Raw genomic sequence first — 20,818 nt, 5'->3', positions numbered from 1 at the left:
GCTTTTTTTTATCTGGGGTCAGGTCGGGCAAAGTGCAGGTGTCAGGTCGGGCACATGGGCAACGGTTGAGTCTGTCCCTTTGCCCGACCTGACCCCACATTTTATTCGCCGAGGTAGGCGGCTTTTACGCGGGGATCGTCGAGCATGTCGGCCGCATTGCCCGTCATGGTAATCACGCCAGAATCCATCACATAGCCGCGGTGCGCGGCCTGCAGCGCCAGTTTGGCATTCTGCTCTACCAGCAGGATGGTCACGCCCTGCGCCGAAACGGCACGGATCACTTCGAAGATCTTTTCCACCATGATCGGCGACAGCCCCATCGACGGCTCGTCCAGCAACAGCAGTTCCGGATGCGACATCAGCGCGCGCGCCATGGCCAGCATCTGCTGTTCGCCGCCAGATAAAGTACCGGCCAGCTGGGCCGAGCGCTCCTTGAGACGGGGGAAAGTCTCGTACCATTTAGCGATGTCGGCATCGATGCCGGCCTGATCGTTACGGGTGTAAGCGCCCATCATCAGGTTTTCATGGATGGTCATGCGGGTGAAGACGCCCCGCCCTTCCGGTACCATGGCCAGCTTTTTCTCTACCAGATGGAAAGACTGACTGCCTTTCAGCGAAGCGCCCTTATAGGCCACCGTGCCTTCCACCTTGCAGGCTGGCAGCGTGCCAGTGATGGCTTTCAGGGTGGTGGTCTTGCCCGCGCCGTTAGCGCCGATCAGCGCCACCAGCTCGCCTTTGTTGACTTCCAGATCGATGCCTTTGACGGCCTTGATACCACCGTACGCGACTTTCAGTCCCGATACTTTAAGAACGTTGTCGCTCATTAATGCGATCCTCCCAGATAGGCGTCAATCACCGCCTGATTACTCTGTATTTCGGCCGGCAAGCCTTCGGCGATAGGTTTGCCGTATTCCAGCACCATCAAGCGGTCACACAGGCTCATCATCATCTTCACGTCGTGCTCGATCAGCAGCACGGTCTTGCCTTCGTTTTTGATTTTTACCAGCAGTTCGCGCAGCGCCAGTTTTTCCGTGGCATTCATACCGGCGGCCGGTTCGTCCAGCGCCAGCAGTTGCGGTTCCGTCGCCAGTGCACGGGCGATTTCCAGCCGGCGCTGGTCGCCATAGGACAGGAATTTAGCGGTACGGCTAGCAAACTTACCTATCCCTACAAAGTCCAGCAACTCCTGGGCACGACGACGGATCGCCGCCTCTTCCTCGCGCGCGGCCTTGTGGCGGAAGATGGCGCCGAACACGCCCTGATGGGTGCGCACATGGCAGCCCACCATGACATTTTCCAGTGCCGTCATTTCCCCGAACAGGCGGATATTCTGGAAAGTACGGGCAATACCGGCCTTGGCCACTTCATGCGGCGCCGACGGCGAATACGGTTTGCCCGCCAGCTCGAACGTGCCCGTATCAGGCTGGTACAAGCCGGTAATGACGTTGAAGAAGGTGGTTTTGCCGGCACCGTTCGGGCCGATCAGGCCATAGATCTGGCCGCGCATGATTTTGATACCCACATCGGTCAGCGCCTGCAGGCCGCCGAAGCGCTTGTTCACACCGGCGATGTGGAGGATTACTTGTTCGCTCATCTGTCTTTCCTCAGGCCGCCATGGTGCCGGACGATTGTTCTTTGGTGTCGGAATCGCTATCAGGGCGATCTTCATGCTTGGGCGCTGGCCACAGGCCGGCCGGACGGTTCAGCATGATCAGCACCATGGCCAGACCGTACAGCAGCTGGCGCAGCACTTCCGCTTCCACCAGCACATGGCCGAACAGGCGTTCCTGCAGCGGCTCCACCACATGGCGCAGCACTTCCGGCAACGCCGCCAGCAGCGCGCCGCCCATGATCACGCCGGGAATATGGCCGATACCACCGAGCACCACCATGGCCAGCACGGCGATGGATTCCGTCAGCGAGAACGATTCTGGCGAGACAAAACCCTGGAACGACGCAAACATGGCACCGGCAATCCCGCCGAACGAAGCCCCCATCGAGAAGGCCAGCAGTTTGACGTTACGGGTATTGATGCCCATGGCCTTGGCGGCGATTTCATCCTCGCGGATCGCCACCCAGGCACGGCCCAGACGCGAGTGCTGCAGACGGGTGGTGACGAACACCACGGCCACGCACAGGAACAGGAACAGGAAGTAGTAAGCATTCACGGACGGCATGGCATAGCCGCCCACCATCACGGTGGCGCGCGAACCAGCCTCGCCGGCCAGATTCACGCCGAACACGCGGATAGGATCGATCAGGTTGATCCCCTGCGGGCCGTTGGTAAAGTTGATCGGCTCGTTGAGGTTGTTCATGAAGATACGGATGATCTCACCGAAGCCCAGCGTCACGATGGCCAGATAATCACCACGCAGTTTCAGCGTCGGCGCGCCCAGCAGCGCACCGAACAGACCGGCCAGCGCCGCTGCCAGCGGCACGATGACCCACACCGACAGGTGGATACCGTTCTGCTGGATTTCCGGACCCAGCACCGCCACCAGCGTATTGCCGATCGCCGGATATTCATTGATCAGCGATTCCAGCAGCGTCGCAAACTGGGGCGAAGCCAGCAGCCCCGTCATGTAGGCGCCGACCGCATAGAAAGCGATGTAGCCCAGATCGAGCAGACCGGCAAAGCCCACCACAATATTCAGGCCTAGCGCCAGCATGATGTACAGCAGCGCCATATCGACGATGCGCACCCACGAGTTACCGAACGGTGCCGCGACAAACGGGAAGATCAGCAGGCCGATCAGCACCACTGCCATGCTGGCATAAGCCTGACGGGGATTACGGGAGGTATCGAAATTCAAAAGTGCCATGGTCATCCTTCCTGCTTAGGCGCGGTCCGCCACACGCTCACCCATGATGCCCGATGGGCGCACGGTCAGCACGATGATCAGTACCACGAAGGCGAAAATATCCTGATAGTGGCTGCCAAGGAAACCACCGGTCAGATCGCCGATATAGCCGGCGCCCAGACTTTCGATAATGCCCAGCACGATGCCACCTATCATGGCGCCGTAAATATTGCCGATGCCGCCCAGCACCGCGGCCGAGAATGCTTTCAGTCCCGGCACAAAGCCCATGGCAAACTGGATGGACGCATAGTTGGCGCCCCACATCACACCGGCCACGGCGGCCAGCGCGGCACCCAGCGCGAAGGTGGTGACGATGACGCGGTTGGCATCCACCCCCATCAGTCCGGCCACGCGGGGATTTTCCGCCGTGGCGCGCATGGCGCGGCCCATCTTGGTTTTTTCTACCAGCAGCACCAGTCCCACCATGGACAGGGCGGCCAGCACCAGCAGCAGAATCTGGGTTTGCGAAATCAGCGCGCCACCGATCATGATGGGTTCCGACGACAGCAATTGCGGGAAGGCCAGCGGGTTACGCGACCAGATCATCATGGCCACCGTCTGCAGCAGAATCGACACGCCAATCGCCGTAATCAGCGGTGCCAGACGGGGGGCATTGCGCAGGCGGCGATAGGCCACGCGCTCGATCAGCACATTCACCAGCATACAGACAGGGATCGCACCGGCTATCGAGATGGCCAGTTTGACGTAGCCGGGCAAGTCCGGCGCGTATTCATTGAGGTACTTGAGGATGGTCAGGCCCGTCATGGCGCCCACCATCAGCACATCGCCGTGGGCGAAGTTAATCAGGTTAAGCACGCCGTACACCATGGTGTAGCCGAGTGCGACCAGTGCGTACATGCTGCCGAGCACCAGTCCGTTAATAATTTGTTGGATAAAAGTATCCATGCAGAGTGCCTTTACTATTGTGTTACACAGCCGGTTCAAGTAACAAAAACGGCACCCGGAGAAGTGGTCTCCGTAGTGCCGCCGTTGACTACGCTTTTACGTTGCAAGTTCTGTGCCTGAATCAGCACCTCGCTGCGAGCCGCGTCCTCTACGCTCAGGACTGCCAGTTGACAGTTCATCTACTAAAGGGCGAAGCAATGATAGCGAGATTTTAGGAAAACGAACGGCGGAATAATCCGTAAAGTGCTAAATATTATTCCGTTATCCGTCTGGTAGCGCCTCAAGAGGCGCTAGGCGTCTCCTCTGTGGCTTTGTTGCCATCCAGCCCCTTGGGCAGCGGGAAAGTGACCGCTTCTTCCACGCCGTCCAGCGTGCGGACACTGCGTGCGCCCAGTTCCTTGAGCCGGTCGATCACGGCCTGCACCAGCACTTCCGGCGCCGAAGCACCGGCCGTAACGCCGATGCGCGCCTTGCCTTCCAGCCATTGCGGCTGGATCAGACTGGCGTTATCCACCATATAGGCAGGCGTGCCCTTCTTCTGCGCCACTTCGCGCAGGCGATTCGAGTTCGAGCTATTCGGACTGCCCACGACAATCACCACTTCCACCTGCGGCGCCATGAATTTCACGGCATCCTGACGGTTGGTGGTGGCGTAGCAGATATCGCCCTTCTTTGGCTCGATAATGGCCGGATAGCGCGCTTTCAGTGCCGCGATGATGTCGGCCGTGTCGTCCACCGACAGCGTAGTCTGCGACACATAGGCCAACTGGTCCGGCTTGGACACATTCAGCTTGGCCACATCTTCCACGGTTTCCACCAGATACATGCCGGCATCAGCCTGCCCCATCGTGCCTTCCACTTCCGGATGGCCCTGATGGCCGATCATCACGATTTCGCAGCCCTGCTTGCGCATCTTGGCCACCTCCACGTGCACCTTGGTGACCAGCGGGCAAGTGGCATCAAAGATGCTCAGACCGCGCGCTTCCGCTTCGGCCCGTACCGCGCGCGAGACGCCGTGTGCCGAGAACACCAGCGTATTACCGGCTGGTACATCATCGAGTTCTTCGATGAAGATGGCGCCCTTGGCGCGCAAGTCTTCCACCACATAGGCGTTGTGCACGATTTCGTGGCGCACATAGATCGGCGCACCAAACTGGACCAGTGCGCGCTCGACGATCTCGATGGCACGGTCAACGCCGGCACAGAAACCGCGCGGCTGGGCTAGCAGAACTTCTTTATCGCTCATCCGTTCCTCACAGCACAGAAATAATCTTGACTTCGAAGGTCAGCGGTTCGCCGGCCAGCGGGTGGTTGAAGTCGAACAGGCAGACTTCCTCGCCCAGTTCGCGCAGCACGCCAGCAAAACGGCCGCCACCGGGCGCCGCGAAATCGACCAGATCGCCCACCTTGTATTCCGCATCGGGGCTGGAGTTTTCATCCAGCGTGGCACGCGACACTTGACGCACCAGTTCCGGATTACGTGGCCCGAAGCCCACACCCGGTTCCAGATTGAAGGTACGGTGCGTGCCTTCTGGCAGTCCCAGCAGCAATTCTTCCAGCACCGGCGCCAGTTGACCCTGGCCCAGCATCAGGGTGGCAGGATTGGCGTTGAAAGTAGTAACGATGTCTTTGCCATCGAGCGAAGCCAGACGGTAATGCAGAGTGAGATAAGCCGATTGGGTGACGACAGCAGGTTGCGCGTTTGACATGACGTGAGATTGGTTAGGCTAAGGAAGGCTATATTGTAAGCCAAGCCAGCCAAAACGCCCCGTATAGCTGGCATCGCATGGAGCGCTAGCATGCCGATCAAGCAATGGCCGCAACAGCAACGTCCGCGCGAGCGCCTGATCCGCGAAGGCGCGCACGCGCTGTCCGATGCCGAACTGCTGGCGCTGTTCCTGCGCACCGGCGTGCCCGGTTGCGATGCCGTGCAACTAGCGCAAGGCATGGTGCAGCATTTCGGCTCGCTGCAAGCCCTGTTCGGCGCCAGCCTGAGCCAGTTCTGCGCGCTGCACGGACTGGGACCGGCAAAATACACCCAGCTACAGGCCGTAATGGAACTGGCCCGGCGCGCCATCGGCGAGGAAATCCGCAGCGGCACGGCGATGTGCTCGCCAGCCGCCGTCAAACAATATCTGCGCGCCACCTTCAGCGGGCAAGCGCGCGAAGCCTTCCATGTGCTGTTCCTGGATGTAAAGAACCGCCTGATCGAAGCGCGCGAAATGTTTCGTGGCACATTGACCCATACCAGCGTATATCCGCGCGAAGTGGTGAAAGCGGCACTGGCCAGCAACGCAGCCAGCGTGATGCTGGCACATAACCACCCGTCCGGCTCGCCCGATCCCAGCGAATCGGATCTGCAGCTGACCCGTGCATTAATTCAGGCGCTAGCCCTGGTCGATATCCGCATCCTCGACCATTTCATTGTGGCCGGCCAGCAGGTTTACTCGTTTGCCGAGCATGGCCAGCTTTAGGTTTACCCCTATGCGCTCAAGGGTTTACGCGCGGTTTCTCAGGGAAGACACAATTGTTAAATTTAATCATCGAAACGAGACACAATTGTTTTTCACAAGTCATTGAAAAAGCTCAGTTTTTTAGATATACTCTTGTTTTTCCAATTCTGGAATGTCTTTTAAGGAGTGCGTTATGGCACGTGTTTGCCAAGTTACTGGGAAGAAGCCGATGGTCGGCAACAACGTTTCCCATGCAAACAACAAAACCAAGCGTCGTTTCCTGCCTAACCTGCAGAACCGTCGTATTTTTGTTGAATCTGAAAACCGCTGGGTCTCCCTGCGTCTGTCCAACGCTGGTCTGCGCGTAATCGACAAAGTCGGCATCGATGCCGTACTGGCCGACATGCGCGCCCGTGGCGAAAAAGTCTAATTAGGGAGCTACCATGGCAAAAACTGGCCGCGACAAAATCAAACTGGAATCGACCGCAGGTACGGGTTTCTTCTACACCACCACCAAGAACAAGCGCACCATGCCAGCTAAAATGGAGATCATCAAGTTTGATCCTAAAGCTCGCAAGCACGTAATGTTCAAAGAAACCAAGATCAAGTAATCGATCGCCGTTTCCGAAAAAGCCGCTCAGCTTACGCTCAGCGGCTTTTTTATTTCCTAGACAAGAAACAACTGCCCGTGCGCATTGTGCCGCAGCATATAAAAAAAATAATTGCATTGCTAAAGTAGTACGCTATAATTCCCCTTAGAAATTGCTTAAGAAATATTTTTATTACCTTTAAGTAAATAAACATCTGGGGATACACATGAAAAAAACTCTGCTAGCCAGCCTCGTTGCCCTGTTCGCTGTAACGGCTAACACTTACGCTGCTACCAATATCGCTGCCGATCTGTCGGCGCAAAGCTATACTCAAAGCAGCACCTGGGGTGGCTTCACAGCCCGGACTGCTTTCAACGGCGGCAGCTGGAATGCAGGCAGCCACGGCTACCAATGGTTGCAGGTGGACCTTGGTGAAGTAAAGAATATCGCCAGCGTGCAATACACCCTGAACCTCCTGCCGAATAACGACGTCGCGCAGAAAGTGTTTGTTTCCGACTCCGCCATCGGCAATAACTGGAGCAGCCTGACTCCGGTCGCATCGTTCAGCGGCTTTGGTCGTAACGGTGATGTGCTGACCCAGTCCATCAATACCAGCGGCCGCTATGTGGAAATCCTCGCCTATGGCGGCCAGAGCTGGACGGCCCTGTCGAATGTTAATGTGACTGCAGTGCCAGAGCCGGAAACCTATGCAATGTTGCTGGCAGGTCTGGCCATGGTAGGCGCCATGCGCCGTCGCCAGAAGTCGGCCTGATACATCTGCACACAAGTAAAAACGGCACCCTCGGGTGCCGTTGTTTTTTTGCTCGTGCGGGTATCAGGCGTAGCTACGTAGGCGCAGCGAGAATTCTTCCAGCGACTTGATACCGGACGCTTCGGCGCGGTCGCACCAGTCCTGCAGTTTCTGCAACAACTGGTCACGGGTAAAGTGCGAGCGCTCCCAGATCACGCCCAGCTCCACCCGCATCTGGTGCATGGTTTCCAGCGCCTTGCTGTGCTGGAACAATTCACTCAGCTGCTGCTGTTGCGGCGCTTCCAGCTTGGCCGGTTCGCGCTGCAACAGTTTGCGCGAGGATTTCAGGAAGCGCGCTTCCAGTTCGGCCTTGTGCTTCAGGTGTACCAGCTCTTCTTTCCAGGCCTGCTTGAGTGATTTGGCATACTTGGCCATCACATCATAGCGATTAGTGATCACCGATTGCAGCGTATCGAAATCTGCTTCCAGCTTGCCCTTGGCAAACTTAGGCGCAGGTGCACGTTTCTTCACTTTGGCCAGCCCCACCATTTCCATCGCACGAATATAGCCCCAGCCAATATCGAACTCATACCACTTTGACGACAGCTTGGCCGAAGTAGCGAAAGTGTGGTGGTTGTTGTGCAGTTCCTCGCCGCCGATCAGCAGACCCAGCGGGAAAATATTGGTCGAAGCATCGGCGCAATCGTAGTTGCGGTAACCCCAGAAGTGACCAATGCCGTTGATCACGCCGGCCGCCATCACGGGGATCCACATCATCTGCACGGCCCAGACAGTAATTCCGATCACGCCGAACAGCGTGAAGTTAATGATGAACATCAGCACGATGCCCATCCAGCTACGCCCCGCGTAAATCTGACGCTCGAGCCAGTCATCCGGCGTGCCGTGGCCATACTTTTCCATGGTTTCCAGATTCAGCGCTTCAGCGCGGTACAGTTCAGCCCCCTGCCAGAATACCGTCTTGATGCCGCGGGTGACAGGGCTATGGGGATCTTCTGCCGTATCGCATTTGGCGTGGTGCTTGCGGTGGATCGAGGCCCACTCCTTGGTCACTTGCGCCGTCGTCAGCCACAGCCAGAAACGGAAGAAGTGACTAGGAATCGCATGCAGATCCAGCGCACGGTGAGCCTGATGGCGGTGCAGGAAGATGGTCACGCTGGCGATCGTGATATGGGTCACGATCATGGTGTAGGCAAACACCTGCCAAGCACTGGCGCGGGTGACGCCGTTCGACAGGAAATCCAGTACATCGTTTAGGTTCAAGCTCATTACTACTCCAAGGTGGGCACGTCTCGTGTTCGGGTACTTACGCCAATATTGCGCTTTTTACAGGCAGATCGACCCCGTAACCGCTTCTAATAGGCAGATATTGTACGCCGGTTTGCCGCTGACTTAGTCAGGGTTTTCCCTACGTCATTAAAACTAAGCGGGCGTCTTGGGGCTTTCCACAGGGGAAAACGGTGGCACGGCCGGCCCCAGTATGCGCATTTCCCGTTGCGGGAATGGAACAGAGATATTGTTCTCCTTGAGTGCGCGCCAGACGGCACGGTTCACATCGGAGATCACCCCGCCACGGCCGTTCTGCGGATCATTGATCCAGAAGCCCAGTTGCAGGTCCAGACCATCGGCGCCAAAACTGAGCAGCTGGGCCGACGGTAACTTATCTTCCTTCAGCACCCGTTCGACCGACAGCGCCGCCTGTTCCAGCAAGCGCAGCACCTGATCCACGTCGGTATCGTAGGCCACCGACACTTTGGTAGACAGCCACAACTGGCTATTCGACAGCGAAGAATTCTGCACCGCGCCCGACACCAGCATTTCATTCGGCACGATAGATTCCACTCCGTCCAGTCCCTGCAGCACGGTGTAACGGGTATTAATCTGGGTCACGCGGCCGCTATATTTATCGACTGTAATCATGTCGCCTATGGTCAGGCTGCGGTCCAGCAGAATCACGAAACCAGACACATAGTTACTGGCTATTTTCTGCAAGCCCAAGCCCAGCCCTACCCCCAGCGCGCCGCCGAACACGGACAGCACGGTCAGGTCTATTCCCACCAGCGTCAGGCTCATCAGCACAGCCACGAGGATAAGCAGCGCGCGCGCCGTGCGCGCTACCACCACACGCAGATTGGTGTGCATGCCCTGCACTTTCATCAGCTGTTCTTCCAGCGCAGCACCCGCCCACATGGCCAGTATCAGCAGTACGACCACCGAGACGGTGGCTTGCAGAACGTCAGCAATCGAGACTTTATATTTACCTAGCGGCAGGATGGTGTTCTCCATGTAATCGAACACATCCACCCACAGGCCGGTGATGTACAGCACGAACGCCAGCCAGACCAGTAACTGGAACACTTTCTCGAAAGCCTGCATGGTGGCGCCGATCTGACCTTCGCGGGCAAACACCCGCCGCAGCAGATAAAAAGTGAAGCGGATCACTGCCAGCGAACCAAAGATGGGCAGCGCCACCTTGAGCAGATTCACATGCTGGTGATATTTCACGAACAGCACCCGCGCCAGCCACAGCCAGCCCACGACGGCCAGCGGCGCCAGCACGCGGCCAAAGCTTTCCACGCCCCACTCGATGACGCCAGTATGGCCGTCACCGTGACCGAAACGCCGGCGGAACAGCCGCGCCAGCCCGAAACCCAGCAGCACAGACAGCACTACCGCACCCAGTTGCCATAGCAGGCTAGGGTCTTGCAGGTCGCCGGTCAGGTCATCGATCAGGTTCAGCAGCGGCTGTTGTGGGTTCATCTTCATGCAGAGCGAGTTAAAAACATTGCTAGATTAACGTAAAAAAGGCCGGTTACCCGGCCTTTTCAGATCAGTGGTGCGGCAGCTCAGTATGACCGGCTGCGCTTAAGCCGCCCTGAACCGGCTTACCCGCACAGGAGGCGAATTATTCCTCGCTATCCTGCTCTGCTTCCTTGGCGGCTTTTTTCGCCATCGGCTTGCGCTCGAACACGGCGGCGAAGAAGCCGTCCGTTTCATGCTTGTGCGGCAGCAGTTTCAGGTAGTCACCCATTTCCAGCGCGATCTTCTGTTCGGCCAGCACTTTGCTCATCGGTACCAGTTCGAAGTCCGGATGGGTTTCAATGAACTGCTGGGCGATGAAGTCGTTCTCGTCGTCGAGGAAGCTGCAGGTGGCATATACCAGACGGCCACCGCCTTTCAGCAGACGGGCCGCACCATCCAGAATGGCGGCCTGCTTCTGCTGCAGTTCGGCGATAGCGCCCGGTTGCTGACGCCATTTCACGTCCGGATTACGGCGCAGCGTACCCAGACCCGAGCATGGTGCATCGACCAGCACGCGGTCGATCTTGCCGGCCAGACGTTTGATCTTGGCGTCGCGCTCGTGCGCGATCAGCACCGGATGCACGTTGGACAGGCCGCTACGAGCCAGACGAGGTTTCAGCTTGGACAGGCGCTTTTCCGACACGTCGAACGCATACAGACGGCCCGTGTTACGCATGGTGGCGCCCAGCGCCAGCGTCTTGCCGCCAGCACCGGCGCAGAAGTCCACGACCATTTCGCCGCGCTTGGCGCCGACGATGGCCGACAGAATCTGGCTACCCTCGTCCTGCACTTCGATATGGCCTTGCTTGAACAGGGGCAGGTTCTGCAGCGCCGGCTTTTGCAGCACGCGCAGACCCAGCGGCGCGAACGGCGTCGGCGTGCTGCGGATCGGTGCTTCCAGCAGCTTGGCGGCCACGTCTTCGCGGTTATCCTTGAGCGCGTTGACGCGCAGGTCCAGCGGCGCCGGCTTGTTCATGCCGTCGGCCAGCAGCAAGGTTTCTTCTTCGCCCATCTGCTCGACCAGCTTGTCGAACAGCCATTTCGGCATATTCGAACGGCTCGATTTATGCATCAGCTTGCGGTCGATCTGCATGATGCGCTCGACCCATGCCACTTCTTCTTCCGTCAGGCCGCCCAGCGATTCCACGCCCACGGCGTCGCTCATGCCCAGCAGGGTCAGACGGCGCATGGTGGCACCGCCACCGGCTTCGGAAAAATCGGTGTAGAAGGACTTGTTGCGCAGTACGTTGTAGATACACTCGGCAATAGCGCCGCGCTCGCGGCCGCCCAGGCGGGGGTGATCTTTGAAATAGCGCGACAGGGTGGTGTCGGCAGGCGCGGAAAAGCGCAAAATCTCGCGCAACACTTCTTCGGCGTTGGCGAGTATCGCTGGTGGCAATCTCATGGAGTTCCTTGTTTAGTTTTTACTTACTGTGGTCGACCTGGACCGCGCCCTGCACTATCGTTAGCCGGTCTTCGACAAACCAGCGTACTGCCTGCGGATAAATGACATGTTCCTGCTTGAGCACCCGGGCGGACAGGGTGTCTACGGTATCGTCGGGCATGACCGGCACGGCAGCTTGCGCCACCATCGGGCCATGATCGAGTTCGGCGGTGACAAAGTGCACGGTAGCACCATGCTCGGCCACCCCGGCCCGCAGTGCCTGCCCGTGGGTATCGAGACCGGGGAACAGGGGCAGCAGCGAAGGGTGGATATTGAGCATGCGCCCCGCGTAATGTTCCACGAACGGGGGCGTGAGTATCCGCATGAAGCCGGCCAGCACCACCAGATCGGGCGCATAGCCATCGATCACAGTCTGCAGGGCCGCGTCGAACTCGGCGCGACTGGCATAGTCTTTATTGGCGACCACAGCCGTCGGGATTCCCTGCGCCGCTGCAAAACCTAGCCCGGAGGCATCGGCGCGGTTGCTGATCACTGCAGCGATACGGGCGGGCCAGCGCTGCTCCTGGCAGGCGCGTACCACGGCTTCCATATTGCTGCCGCGACCGGAAATCAGGATGACGATATTTTTCATAGCCCGCCATTGTACCTTGTTCAGGCTGTCGGGACTACCACTAAGCGGGCGTCGGCGCGGCCAGCGCGCCGTTTTACAAGGCGATCAGCCCTTATTCGAACGAGTAGAACACCCGGAATGGCACTTTTTTCTCGGCCCAGTAGTCGGCCGCGTCGCGGAACACGTCGAGCAAGGTTTCACGCGCTTCCTTGTCGAATTTCTGGGTATTCGGCAATTGCTCCAGCACCACGAGGAAGCCGTTCTGCTGACCGGCAGCGGCCATGGTTTCCGTCAAAGTGGTCCGCAAACCATCAAAATTCTTGCCTACACCCTTAGGAAAACGGAAGGACTCGGAAATAATGCCCAGCACCTGCTGTTTGGTCAGGCCGGCAATGCAGTGGGCGTAGAGGAAATGCTGCTCCAGCCGGGCCGCTTCTTCCTGCAATTCGGCCACGCGGAACGCGCGTATCGATTGCACCAGATTGGCTGGCACGCTCATCAGCAAACTCTCGGGTCCTTCGGCTTGAGCTGGCATGTAAGGGGTGTCCACTTTTTTGTCGGGAGTGCCTAGCTTGTGAATTAATGAGTAGATAATTTGAGCACCTGTGCACTTTACGCGGCGTACGGATCGGCGTATGACCGCGGCGGTATCCTATGTTTCACGAATTCCCTACGCGTATTAGGGTAACGTGTTGTTCCTTTCAGATCAACTTGATTGTGGTTTCCCACGCAATATTTGTTAAAAACAGAACATTTTGTCAGAGATTGTGGGCTAATTCGGCACATTTTCCCTCTTGCAGCGGGGCGACGGGCTAACGGGGCCGATGTTACAATTTGTTGCCATAGATACTTAATCAGCACTAGTTGTCGTCGTGCGCGGGGGTTACCATACTCTCCATGCAATATCAGAATCCCTGATAAGACATTCAAATTGAAACGAGGTCACCAAATGAACTTGCAAGCCAAACTGATCGCATCCGTCCTGTGCGTGGGCGCCCTGCCTTTCACCGCTCAAGCAGCCGATTTCGAAGATTTCGGCCGTGTGGTTCGGGTCACCCCGCAAGTGGAACAGATCAACCGTCCACGTCAGGAATGCCGCACCGAATACGTGCAGGTGCAGCAGCCAGCGCCCCAGCGCGGCGTAGGCGGCGCCATTGTTGGCGGCCTGATCGGCGGTCTGGCCGGTAATCAGGTCGGTGGCGGCACGGGCCGCTCGGTGGCCACTGCCGCCGGCGCCATCGCCGGTGCACTGGTGGGCGACCGTGTCGACAACGCCAATACCCCTAACAGCGGCGGCGTACAGGAACAGCAGGTGAAACAGTGCCGTACCGTGGATCACTGGGAATCGCGTACGGCCGGCTATGAAGTCACTTATGACTACCGTGGCCGTAACTACACCACCGTGATGTCCTACGATCCGGGCGAGCGTGTGCGTCTGCGCGTTGTGGTGGAGCCTGCCCAGCGTTAATTTCAGCGCGATATATCCTGCACTGCCGGCCTCTGAGCCGGCAGTGCCGTTTTCAGGCTTGCCTTGATCTAAAGCATCGCGGGATAATGCCAATTCACACTGTCGCCACCCGTCCCATGCTGATCAAACGTAAATCCATCGAAAAAGAAGAATCCTCCCGTCCTGCGCGCAAACCTAAATATGCGCCCGTGACCCTGTCGGAACAGGAGGGCGTACGTTATCTGCACTTCGGTACGGAATGGGTGCAGGGTGCCATGCGCATCCGCAAGCCCAACTGGCCGGAGCTCGAATATGCCCAGCAGATGATGGCATGGATGCTGTGGCTACCCCAGCCGCGCCACATCACCCAGCTGGGTCTGGGTACGGCCACGCTGACCAAGTTCTGCTACACCACTTTCCCTGATGCGACGGTAACGGCGGTCGAACTCAATCCGGCCGTCATCGGCATTTGCGCCTCGATGTTCAAACTGCCGCCCAATGATGCGCGGCTGCAGGTAGTAGAAATGGATGCGCTCGACTACGTCAATGATCCGGCCAATGCCGGCACGCTCGATGCCCTGCAGGTAGATCTGTACGACGCCACCGCGCGCGGCCCCGTACTGGATACGGCCGAGTTCTATCAGGCCTGCGCCAACTGCCTGAACGACGACGGCATCATGACCGTCAACCTGTTTGGCGACCACCCCAGTTACGCGCGCAATACCAAAGCCATCAAGTTCGCCTTTGCACAAGTGATTTGCCTGCCACCGGTGCATGATGGTAACGTGATTGCGATTGCCTTCAAGCGCCAGCGCAACATCGATCTGGAAGCCTTGAAACTGCGGGCTGCCGAGATCGTGGCGGCCACCAAACTACCAGCCAAGAGCTGGGTAAAAGGTCTGGCAGCGACCTAACTCCTTTTGAAAGCGGCGCCCGATGTCTGTCACCCCTGCTACTGCATCCGCTAATGCGCCGCTGCCACCAGCCGCGCCACTCGATCTGCAGCAACTGTATAGCTGGCTGCTAGCCGACGGCATGCTACGCAAGACGGACGTCAAGGAAATGTATGCCCACAGTCAGGGCATCCTGAAAAACGCCGTCGGCAGCATGCACCCGCTGTGCGCCATCGCCCACAGCAAGATCCTGTCGGCGCGCCCGCCGCACAAACTGCTCACCCTCGATCTGCTGTGCGAATGGCTGGCCGCCCGTTGCGGCCTCGGCTTTACCCGCATCGATCCGCTCAAGGTGGATTTCACCCGTGTGGCCGATGTGATGTCGGCCAGTTACGCGGCGCGCTTCAACATCCTGCCGCTGGAAATCAGCGCCGATACGCTGGTGGTGGCCACTGCTGACCCGTATGTAACGGAGTGGGAGCACGAAATCAGCAAGATTTCGCGCCGCGCCATCCGCCGCGTGATCGCCAACCCGCTCGATATCGCCCAGTACATCACCCAGTTCTTCAGTCTGGCCAAGTCGATCAAGAAGGCCAACAAGCACAATGGCAATGACCTCGCTCTGCGCAACAATTTCGAGCAGCTGGTCGAAATGGGCAAGAGTAACAAGCAGGTCGATGCCAACGACCAGCATGTAATCAATATCGTCGACTGGCTGTGGCAGTATGCGTTCGAGCAGCGCGCTTCGGACATCCATCTGGAGCCCAAACGCGAACTGGCGGCCATCCGTTTCCGTATCGATGGCGTGCTGCATCAGGTGTATCAGGTGCCGGCGGTAGTGATGATCGCCATGACGGCGCGTATCAAGCTACTGGGCCGCATGGATGTGATCGAAAAGCGCCGCCCGCAGGATGGCCGCATCAAAACCCGCACGGCGGGCGGGCAGGAAATCGAACTGCGCCTGTCCACCCTGCCCACGGCCTTCGGCGAAAAGCTGGTGATGCGGATCTTCGATCCCGAAGTGGTCGTCAAGACGCTGCCGGAACTGGGCTTCCCACCGGCCGAAGCGCAGCGCTGGGATCAGCTGACTCAGCGCCCGCACGGCATCATTCTCGTTACCGGCCCCACTGGTTCGGGCAAGACCACTACCCTGTACACCACGCTCAAGGCACTGGCCACACCGGAAGTAAATGTCTGCACGGTGGAAGATCCGATCGAAATGGTGGAACCAGCTTTCAACCAAATGCAAGTGCAGCCTGGCATCGAACTCTCGTTTGCCGACGGCGTGCGCGCCCTGATGCGGCAAGACCCCGACATCATCATGGTGGGCGAGATCCGCGATCTGGCTACGGCCGAAATGGCCATACAGGCGGCTCTGACGGGCCACCTCGTACTCTCCACCCTGCACACCAACGATGCGCCATCTGCTGTGATGCGCCTGCTGGAACTGGGTGTCCCCTACTATCTGCTGGAAGCGACCCTGATCGGCATCATGGCGCAGCGGCTGGTACGCACCCTGTGCAGCGACTGCAAGCAGCCGGACGGTAGCATCAGCGACGAGATCTGGGATAGTCTGGCTGGCGGCTGGAATATTCCCAAGCCTGGCACTGTGTACCGCCCGGTCGGCTGCCCCGAATGCCGCCAGACCGGCTACCGCGGCCGCACGGGGCTATATGAACTGCTCAGCGTTACACCGGGCTTCAGCCAGCTAGTCAAGGCCGACAGCAAACTGGAAGCGCTGCGCGCCCAGAGTCTGGCCGATGGCATGCTACCGCTGCGTATCGCGGGCGCCCACAAGATACTGGAAGGCGTGACCAGCGCCGAGGAAGTGCTAAAAGTCACGGCGGCACTGGGCAGTCCTACCAGCGCCAGCTAAAAAAAACACACTAGTTAAAAAATAGCTTTGCTATTTTTAATAGCCTGTATATAATAATGCCTCTTTCGGGGGTCGTTAGCTCAGCTGGTAGAGCAGCGGACTTTTAATCCGTTGGTCGCAGGTTCGAATCCCGCACGGCCTACCACCGAATTTGCAGTAATAAATCAAGGAGTTACGAGTAATCGTAGTTCCTTTTTTTACGCCTATACCTAGCCCAGCACCGCTATTTTCTATTGCTGCGCCGTTGCAACACCCACTCCCCCATCCTGCACAGACGTCTGCACCATAGTGGTGTAAGCTAGACAATTATTAGTGCAAAGGAGACAGCATGGCGAGATGGCGTGACAGACTCAGGCTAAGGCTCAGCGGCCTCGGCATGGTCTTGCTGTGCGCCTTCAGTCTGCCAGTCCACGCCATCGTCATCCGCACCGCCGCACAGGAGGGCACGGAGCCCAAATTCATTGCCGCTGGCGGAGAACGGATAGTCGGCATGTGTGTCGATATCTACCGCGCCATCGAGCAGATCGATCCGGAATTGCAGATCGTCGGCGATCAGAACTGGAAGCCGCTGGTCCGTGCCTACTCGGAAATCGAGCATGGCCAGCTCGACATCGGCTGTGCCGTCCAGCGCATCGGCCAGCGCGAGCGCCGCTTCGATTTCATCGGGCCGCCACTGTACAACAATGAGTACCATTTTCTGGCGCGCATCAACGACCCCGTCAAAATCACCAGCTGGGAAGATCTGCGCCAGCTAGCGCCGGACAATACGGTACTGATCAACCGCGGCTTCGCGGCCGGCGACATCATCCGCGCGCAAGGCGGCATACCCATCGACGAGAGTGCTACCAATCAGGTGTTGAATCTGCAGAAGCTGGTGGCGGGGCGAGGCCGCCTGTTCTTTCATCGGGGGCGCGATCTGCGCAAATTGCTGGAGCGCACAGGCAATAGTGGCAAGGTGCGTATCTTGCCGCAAGTGATGCTTAGCTCGCCCGTCTATTTCGCTACCAGCAAATTGCTGGCACCTCAAACGCGCGACCGGCTCGAACGGGCGCTGTTCCAGCTGGAAAAAAGCGGCGAGCTGGACCGGCTAATCCGCAAGTGGGACTAGCCGGCCGCAACGGCTTATTCTCCCATCATGCGCGCCCGCCCCGACACGCGGATGGCAGCGCCAGCCTCGGCCGGTATGCTGACCTGCAGGTGGCAGGGCGCGCCCATATCCACGCCCTGCTCGATGGACAGACTACCGCCATGCGGCCAGTCCAGATCGCGCAGATAACCGGCCAGCGCAGCGGCCGCAGCCCCCGTGGCCGGATCCTCATACACACCACCCGAAGCAAACGCATTACGCGCATGGAAGCGCTGCGGCGTTTCCGCATAGATCAGCGAGATCGTCGTCAGCCCATGCTGCTGCATCAGGCTGCGCCCTGTAGCGAGCTGGTAGCGCATCGCGCGCAGCTTGTCGCGGCTAGTCAGCGCCAGCACCAGATGGCTGGCACCACCATTCGCAATCGCCGGCGGAATCCGGTCATCCAGATCGGCCAGCCGGTAGCCAAACAGTTCCAGCGCGGCCTGCACCAGCGCCGGTGGCGCCGGTAGACTGCTGGTCATGGGCGCCTGCAGCGTGGCATGGCCAAGGCCATCGCGCGCCTGCGCCTCCACCACTACCTGACTATGGTTGGTCGTCAGCGGGAACACGCCGTCGCCATGCTGCTGCGCCAGCACGGTGCCCAGCGCAATCGTGGCGTGGCCGCAGAACGGCACTTCCCCGTCGGGCGAGAAATAGCGTACCCGCCAGCCATCGCCCATTGGTGCAGCGAACACGGTTTCCGAATAGCCCATCTCTGTCGCTATGTGCTGCATGGCCCGCTCATCCGGCAAGGCCGCACGTATCATCACGCCGGCCGGATTGCCGCCCTGATCGTCAGCAGTAAAAGCAGCAACCTGATGGACTTTGATGATGGTTTGCATAGCTGGTTCTCCATAGAAAGGGTTGAATGGAAAAGCTTCTTGATTGACAGCAATGAGAGAGTTAGCCACTATCACATTTCACCGACTTACCAGCGAACTCGTCATGACTATACCGCGACTTTCCCTTATCGCCATGTTAATTTCTGTCGGCTTGAGCCAGCCTGTGCTCGCCGCCACCGAAGACAATACGGCCAAACATGCCATCACCCATGAAGATGTGTGGTTGATGAAGCGCGTCGGCGCACCGCTACCTAGCCCGGACGGTAAATGGGCCGTATTTTCCGTTACCGATCCAGCCTACGACAGCAAGGAGCAATGGTCCGATCTGTGGATCAAATCCCTCACCGACGACACCCCGGCGCGCCGCCTGACTTTCAGCAAAGGCGGGGAAGGCAGCATGAACTGGTCGCCGGACAGCCGCTATCTGGTGTTCGTCGCCAAACGCGATGGCGACGACGCTGCCCAGATCTACCGCCTCGACCTGCAGACGGGCGGCGAAGCCCAGCGCCTGACCAGCCTGACGCTGGGCGCCCGCGCGCCACGCTACAGCCCCGACGGCAAACAACTGCTGTTCGTCAGCGACATATATCCGGGCAATAGTTCGGAAGACGACATCAAGAAATCGGCCAAGGAGCACAAGGACCGCAAGTATTCGGCGCGCGCCTATGAAACCTTCCCGCCCCGCTTTTTCGATAAGTGGCTGGATGAGAAGAAAGTCCGCCTGTTCGTGATGGATGCCGAAGCCGGCGCCAAGCCGCGCGATCTGCTGAGTAGCACCCGTCTAGCCGCCCTGCCCGGCTTTGGCGGCGCACAGGGTGACGAAGGCCAGTCGCTCGAAGCGCTGTGGGCACCGGATGGCAAGACCATACTGTTCGTAGCCTCCACCAACCGCGACGAACTGGCGCGTGCCAGCGGCTACACCCAGATCTACAGCATGCCGGTCACCGGTGGCGAACCGCAACAACTGACGCGCGACCGCCACAGCTACCATGGTCTGAAATTCGGCAACGAAGGTAAAGCCCTGTTTGCACTGACGGAAGCGGAACAGGAAGGCAAAGTGTATGACGTGACGCGCCTGATCAGCTTCGCATGGCCTTTCACCAGCAATATCCCGAAAGTGCTGACGGCCACGCTGGACCGTTCGATCTCGCGCTACGTGCTGCCGGCTGGTAGCAACCGCGTGCTGTTCAGCTACGAACACGCCGGCCTCGAACAGCTGCATTCGATGAATCTACAGGGTGGCGATCTGCGTGCAGAGAAATCCCTGCCTACCGGCAGCATCAACGCGCTGGCCGCTGGTGGCAAGCAGATCGTCGGTGTGTGGGAATCTGCCATCAATCCGCCGGAAGTGTATGCCTTCGGCCAGAACGGCCCGAAACGCCTGACCAGTTTTAATACGGAACGCGCCGCCAGCATCGACTGGCAGGCGCCCGAGCATTTCTGGTTCAAAGCCAGCGATGGCCGCATGATCCACAACATGCTGGTGAAACCGGCCAACTTCGATCCGGCCAAAAAATATCCGCTGTTTGCCGTCATCCACGGTGGCGCAGCGAATATGTGGCGCGACCAGTTTGTACTGCGCTGGAACTACCACCTGCTGGCCCAGCCCGGCTATGTGGTGCTGCTGACGGACTACAAAGGCTCGACCGGCTATGGTGAAGAGTTCGCCCGCGCCATCCAGGGCGACCCGCTCAAAGGTCCGACCGAAGAAATCAATGAAGCGGTCGACGAAGCCATCAAAAAATACAACTATATCGACGGTAGCCGCCTCGCCGCTGGCGGGGCCAGCTACGGTGGCCATCTGGCCAACTGGCTGCAGGCCACCAGCACGCGCTACAAGGCCATCGTTTCGCACGCAGGCGAAATGGATCTGATCATGCAATGGGGCACCAGCGACAGCATTCACGGCCGCGAAGTCAACAGCGGCGGCCCTGTCTGGGGCGATCAGCCCGTGTGGCGCGAACAGAGTCCCGTACTGCAGGCGGGTAATCACGCCAAAGGCACGGGCTTCACGGCGCCTATCCTGATCTCCGTCGGCGAACTCGACTATCGTGTACCAGCGAATAACGCGCTGATGAACTATGCGCTACAGCACCGCCTGAATGTACCGGCCAAGCTGCTGGTCTTCCCTGATGAAAACCACTGGATTCTGAAAGGCGAAAACAGCCGCTACTTCTATCAGGAAGTACACGGCTGGCTGGCTAAATATCTCAAGTAATCCGCTCGCAATTTAAAGCA

Annotated in this window: 21 protein-coding genes and 1 tRNA gene; 10 read left to right on the top strand and 12 right to left on the bottom strand. The window is 58.7% G+C overall.

Annotation, left to right across the window (positions count from 1 at the left end; all coding sequences use genetic code 11):
• Positions 1–101: 101 nt before the first annotated feature.
• The 6 genes from ABNT42_RS12515 to ABNT42_RS12490 form a co-directional block, all read right to left on the bottom strand.
• Positions 102–824 (bottom strand): ABC transporter ATP-binding protein, encoded by a 723-nt coding sequence (locus tag ABNT42_RS12515; protein WP_348697395.1) that lies wholly within the window; start codon positions 822–824, stop codon positions 102–104.
• Positions 824–1,594: an ABC transporter ATP-binding protein gene (locus ABNT42_RS12510; protein WP_348697393.1), complete on the bottom strand. Its 771-nt coding sequence runs from the start codon at positions 1,592–1,594 to the stop codon at positions 824–826. The genes ABNT42_RS12515 and ABNT42_RS12510 overlap by 1 nt, the downstream gene beginning before the upstream one ends.
• A 10-nt stretch (positions 1,595–1,604) precedes the next feature.
• Positions 1,605–2,822, bottom strand: coding sequence for an ABC transporter ATP-binding protein (locus ABNT42_RS12505; RefSeq protein ID WP_348697392.1), 1,218 nt, complete (start codon positions 2,820–2,822; stop codon positions 1,605–1,607).
• A 15-nt stretch (positions 2,823–2,837) separates the two neighbouring features.
• Positions 2,838–3,767 carry a branched-chain amino acid ABC transporter permease gene (locus ABNT42_RS12500; protein ID WP_161033890.1) on the bottom strand — a complete coding sequence of 310 codons (930 nt, stop codon included), beginning with the start codon at positions 3,765–3,767 and terminating at the stop codon, positions 2,838–2,840.
• Between the two features lie 280 nt (positions 3,768–4,047).
• The gene (ispH, locus tag ABNT42_RS12495; protein ID WP_348697391.1) at positions 4,048–5,013 is read right to left on the bottom strand and encodes a 4-hydroxy-3-methylbut-2-enyl diphosphate reductase; all 966 of its coding nucleotides are present in this window, start codon (positions 5,011–5,013) and stop codon (positions 4,048–4,050) included.
• Positions 5,014–5,020: 7 nt separating this feature from the next.
• Positions 5,021–5,476, bottom strand: a complete 456-nt coding sequence (locus ABNT42_RS12490) for an FKBP-type peptidyl-prolyl cis-trans isomerase (RefSeq protein WP_348697389.1) — start codon at positions 5,474–5,476, stop codon at positions 5,021–5,023.
• Positions 5,477–5,566: 90 nt separating this feature from the next.
• Between ABNT42_RS12490 and radC the strand changes: the two genes are divergently transcribed.
• The 4 genes from radC (at position 5,567) to ABNT42_RS12470 (ending at position 7,582) form a co-directional block, all read left to right on the top strand.
• A complete protein-coding gene (radC, locus tag ABNT42_RS12485; protein ID WP_348697388.1) occupies positions 5,567–6,241 on the top strand; it encodes a DNA repair protein RadC in 675 nt (224 codons plus the stop codon).
• A 172-nt stretch (positions 6,242–6,413) separates the two neighbouring features.
• On the top strand, positions 6,414–6,650 hold the full coding sequence (rpmB, locus tag ABNT42_RS12480; protein ID WP_008451488.1) for a 50S ribosomal protein L28: 237 nt from the start codon (positions 6,414–6,416) through the stop codon (positions 6,648–6,650).
• A 13-nt stretch (positions 6,651–6,663) separates the two neighbouring features.
• Positions 6,664–6,831, top strand: coding sequence for a 50S ribosomal protein L33 (gene rpmG, locus ABNT42_RS12475; protein ID WP_155433177.1), 168 nt, complete (start codon positions 6,664–6,666; stop codon positions 6,829–6,831).
• A 205-nt stretch (positions 6,832–7,036) separates the two neighbouring features.
• A complete protein-coding gene (locus ABNT42_RS12470) occupies positions 7,037–7,582 on the top strand; it encodes a discoidin domain-containing protein (protein WP_348697385.1) in 546 nt (181 codons plus the stop codon).
• Positions 7,583–7,645: 63 nt separating this feature from the next.
• Here ABNT42_RS12470 and ABNT42_RS12465 read toward each other — a convergent pair whose 3' ends face one another.
• The 5 genes from ABNT42_RS12465 to ABNT42_RS12445 form a co-directional block, all read right to left on the bottom strand.
• Entirely contained in the window at positions 7,646–8,848 is a 1,203-nt protein-coding gene (locus ABNT42_RS12465; protein ID WP_348697383.1) for a fatty acid desaturase, read from the bottom strand.
• Between the two features lie 153 nt (positions 8,849–9,001).
• The gene (locus ABNT42_RS12460; RefSeq protein WP_348697382.1) at positions 9,002–10,339 is read right to left on the bottom strand and encodes a mechanosensitive ion channel domain-containing protein; all 1,338 of its coding nucleotides are present in this window, start codon (positions 10,337–10,339) and stop codon (positions 9,002–9,004) included.
• 145 nt (positions 10,340–10,484) lie between these two features.
• Positions 10,485–11,786, bottom strand: a complete 1,302-nt coding sequence (locus tag ABNT42_RS12455; RefSeq protein ID WP_348697380.1) for an RsmB/NOP family class I SAM-dependent RNA methyltransferase — start codon at positions 11,784–11,786, stop codon at positions 10,485–10,487.
• A 19-nt stretch (positions 11,787–11,805) separates the two neighbouring features.
• Positions 11,806–12,417, bottom strand: a complete 612-nt coding sequence (gene purN, locus ABNT42_RS12450; protein ID WP_155433174.1) for a phosphoribosylglycinamide formyltransferase — start codon at positions 12,415–12,417, stop codon at positions 11,806–11,808.
• A 91-nt stretch (positions 12,418–12,508) separates the two neighbouring features.
• Positions 12,509–12,895, bottom strand: coding sequence for a barstar family protein (locus tag ABNT42_RS12445; protein WP_348697447.1), 387 nt, complete (start codon positions 12,893–12,895; stop codon positions 12,509–12,511).
• A 450-nt stretch (positions 12,896–13,345) separates the two neighbouring features.
• On the opposite strand from ABNT42_RS12445, the gene ABNT42_RS12440 reads away from it, so the two are divergent.
• The 5 genes from ABNT42_RS12440 (at position 13,346) to ABNT42_RS12420 (ending at position 17,720) form a co-directional block, all read left to right on the top strand.
• Complete coding sequence (locus ABNT42_RS12440; protein WP_348697378.1) at positions 13,346–13,864, top strand: glycine zipper 2TM domain-containing protein; 519 nt, start codon at positions 13,346–13,348, stop codon at positions 13,862–13,864.
• Between the two features lie 116 nt (positions 13,865–13,980).
• Positions 13,981–14,757 carry a spermidine synthase gene (locus ABNT42_RS12435; RefSeq protein WP_348697445.1) on the top strand — a complete coding sequence of 259 codons (777 nt, stop codon included), beginning with the start codon at positions 13,981–13,983 and terminating at the stop codon, positions 14,755–14,757.
• Positions 14,758–14,779: 22 nt separating this feature from the next.
• Positions 14,780–16,612 (top strand): GspE/PulE family protein, encoded by a 1,833-nt coding sequence (locus tag ABNT42_RS12430; protein ID WP_348697376.1) that lies wholly within the window; start codon positions 14,780–14,782, stop codon positions 16,610–16,612.
• A gap of 69 nt (positions 16,613–16,681) precedes the next feature.
• Positions 16,682–16,757, top strand: a tRNA-Lys gene (locus tag ABNT42_RS12425).
• 183 nt (positions 16,758–16,940) lie between these two features.
• Complete coding sequence (locus ABNT42_RS12420; protein ID WP_348697374.1) at positions 16,941–17,720, top strand: ABC transporter substrate-binding protein; 780 nt, start codon at positions 16,941–16,943, stop codon at positions 17,718–17,720.
• Between the two features lie 14 nt (positions 17,721–17,734).
• On the opposite strand, the gene ABNT42_RS12415 is transcribed toward ABNT42_RS12420, so the two are convergent.
• Positions 17,735–18,580: a PhzF family phenazine biosynthesis protein gene (locus ABNT42_RS12415; protein ID WP_348697372.1), complete on the bottom strand. Its 846-nt coding sequence runs from the start codon at positions 18,578–18,580 to the stop codon at positions 17,735–17,737.
• Between the two features lie 133 nt (positions 18,581–18,713).
• Between ABNT42_RS12415 and ABNT42_RS12410 the strand changes: the two genes are divergently transcribed.
• A complete protein-coding gene (locus ABNT42_RS12410) occupies positions 18,714–20,798 on the top strand; it encodes a S9 family peptidase (protein ID WP_348697371.1) in 2,085 nt (694 codons plus the stop codon).
• Positions 20,799–20,818: the final 20 nt, after the last annotated feature.

This window comes from Duganella fentianensis (assembly GCF_964031615.1).
GTDB classification, from domain to species: domain Bacteria; phylum Pseudomonadota; class Gammaproteobacteria; order Burkholderiales; family Burkholderiaceae_D; genus Rugamonas; species Rugamonas fentianensis_A.
This window is presented reverse-complemented; position numbering and strand designations above follow the sequence as displayed.

Excerpts from the sequence above, each read along its gene's own strand:
- ABNT42_RS12515 (WP_348697395.1), bottom strand. The coding sequence starts at position 824 with ATGAGCGACAACGTTCTTAAAGTATCGGGACTGAAAGTCGCGTACGGT.
- ABNT42_RS12510 (WP_348697393.1), bottom strand. The coding sequence starts at position 1,594 with ATGAGCGAACAAGTAATCCTCCACATCGCCGGTGTGAACAAGCGCTTC.
- ABNT42_RS12505 (WP_348697392.1), bottom strand. The coding sequence starts at position 2,822 with ATGGCACTTTTGAATTTCGATACCTCCCGTAATCCCCGTCAGGCTTAT.
- ABNT42_RS12500 (WP_161033890.1), bottom strand. The coding sequence starts at position 3,767 with ATGGATACTTTTATCCAACAAATTATTAACGGACTGGTGCTCGGCAGC.
- ispH (WP_348697391.1), bottom strand. The coding sequence starts at position 5,013 with ATGAGCGATAAAGAAGTTCTGCTAGCCCAGCCGCGCGGTTTCTGTGCC.
- ABNT42_RS12490 (WP_348697389.1), bottom strand. The coding sequence starts at position 5,476 with ATGTCAAACGCGCAACCTGCTGTCGTCACCCAATCGGCTTATCTCACT.
- radC (WP_348697388.1), top strand. The coding sequence starts at position 5,567 with ATGCCGATCAAGCAATGGCCGCAACAGCAACGTCCGCGCGAGCGCCTG.
- rpmB (WP_008451488.1), top strand. The coding sequence starts at position 6,414 with ATGGCACGTGTTTGCCAAGTTACTGGGAAGAAGCCGATGGTCGGCAAC.
- rpmG (WP_155433177.1), top strand. The coding sequence starts at position 6,664 with ATGGCAAAAACTGGCCGCGACAAAATCAAACTGGAATCGACCGCAGGT.
- ABNT42_RS12470 (WP_348697385.1), top strand. The coding sequence starts at position 7,037 with ATGAAAAAAACTCTGCTAGCCAGCCTCGTTGCCCTGTTCGCTGTAACG.
- ABNT42_RS12465 (WP_348697383.1), bottom strand. The coding sequence starts at position 8,848 with ATGAGCTTGAACCTAAACGATGTACTGGATTTCCTGTCGAACGGCGTC.
- ABNT42_RS12460 (WP_348697382.1), bottom strand. The coding sequence starts at position 10,339 with ATGAACCCACAACAGCCGCTGCTGAACCTGATCGATGACCTGACCGGC.
- ABNT42_RS12455 (WP_348697380.1), bottom strand. The coding sequence starts at position 11,786 with ATGAGATTGCCACCAGCGATACTCGCCAACGCCGAAGAAGTGTTGCGC.
- purN (WP_155433174.1), bottom strand. The coding sequence starts at position 12,417 with ATGAAAAATATCGTCATCCTGATTTCCGGTCGCGGCAGCAATATGGAA.
- ABNT42_RS12445 (WP_348697447.1), bottom strand. The coding sequence starts at position 12,895 with ATGAGCGTGCCAGCCAATCTGGTGCAATCGATACGCGCGTTCCGCGTG.
- ABNT42_RS12440 (WP_348697378.1), top strand. The coding sequence starts at position 13,346 with ATGAACTTGCAAGCCAAACTGATCGCATCCGTCCTGTGCGTGGGCGCC.
- ABNT42_RS12435 (WP_348697445.1), top strand. The coding sequence starts at position 13,981 with ATGCTGATCAAACGTAAATCCATCGAAAAAGAAGAATCCTCCCGTCCT.
- ABNT42_RS12430 (WP_348697376.1), top strand. The coding sequence starts at position 14,780 with ATGTCTGTCACCCCTGCTACTGCATCCGCTAATGCGCCGCTGCCACCA.
- ABNT42_RS12420 (WP_348697374.1), top strand. The coding sequence starts at position 16,941 with ATGGCGAGATGGCGTGACAGACTCAGGCTAAGGCTCAGCGGCCTCGGC.
- ABNT42_RS12415 (WP_348697372.1), bottom strand. The coding sequence starts at position 18,580 with ATGCAAACCATCATCAAAGTCCATCAGGTTGCTGCTTTTACTGCTGAC.
- ABNT42_RS12410 (WP_348697371.1), top strand. The coding sequence starts at position 18,714 with ATGTTAATTTCTGTCGGCTTGAGCCAGCCTGTGCTCGCCGCCACCGAA.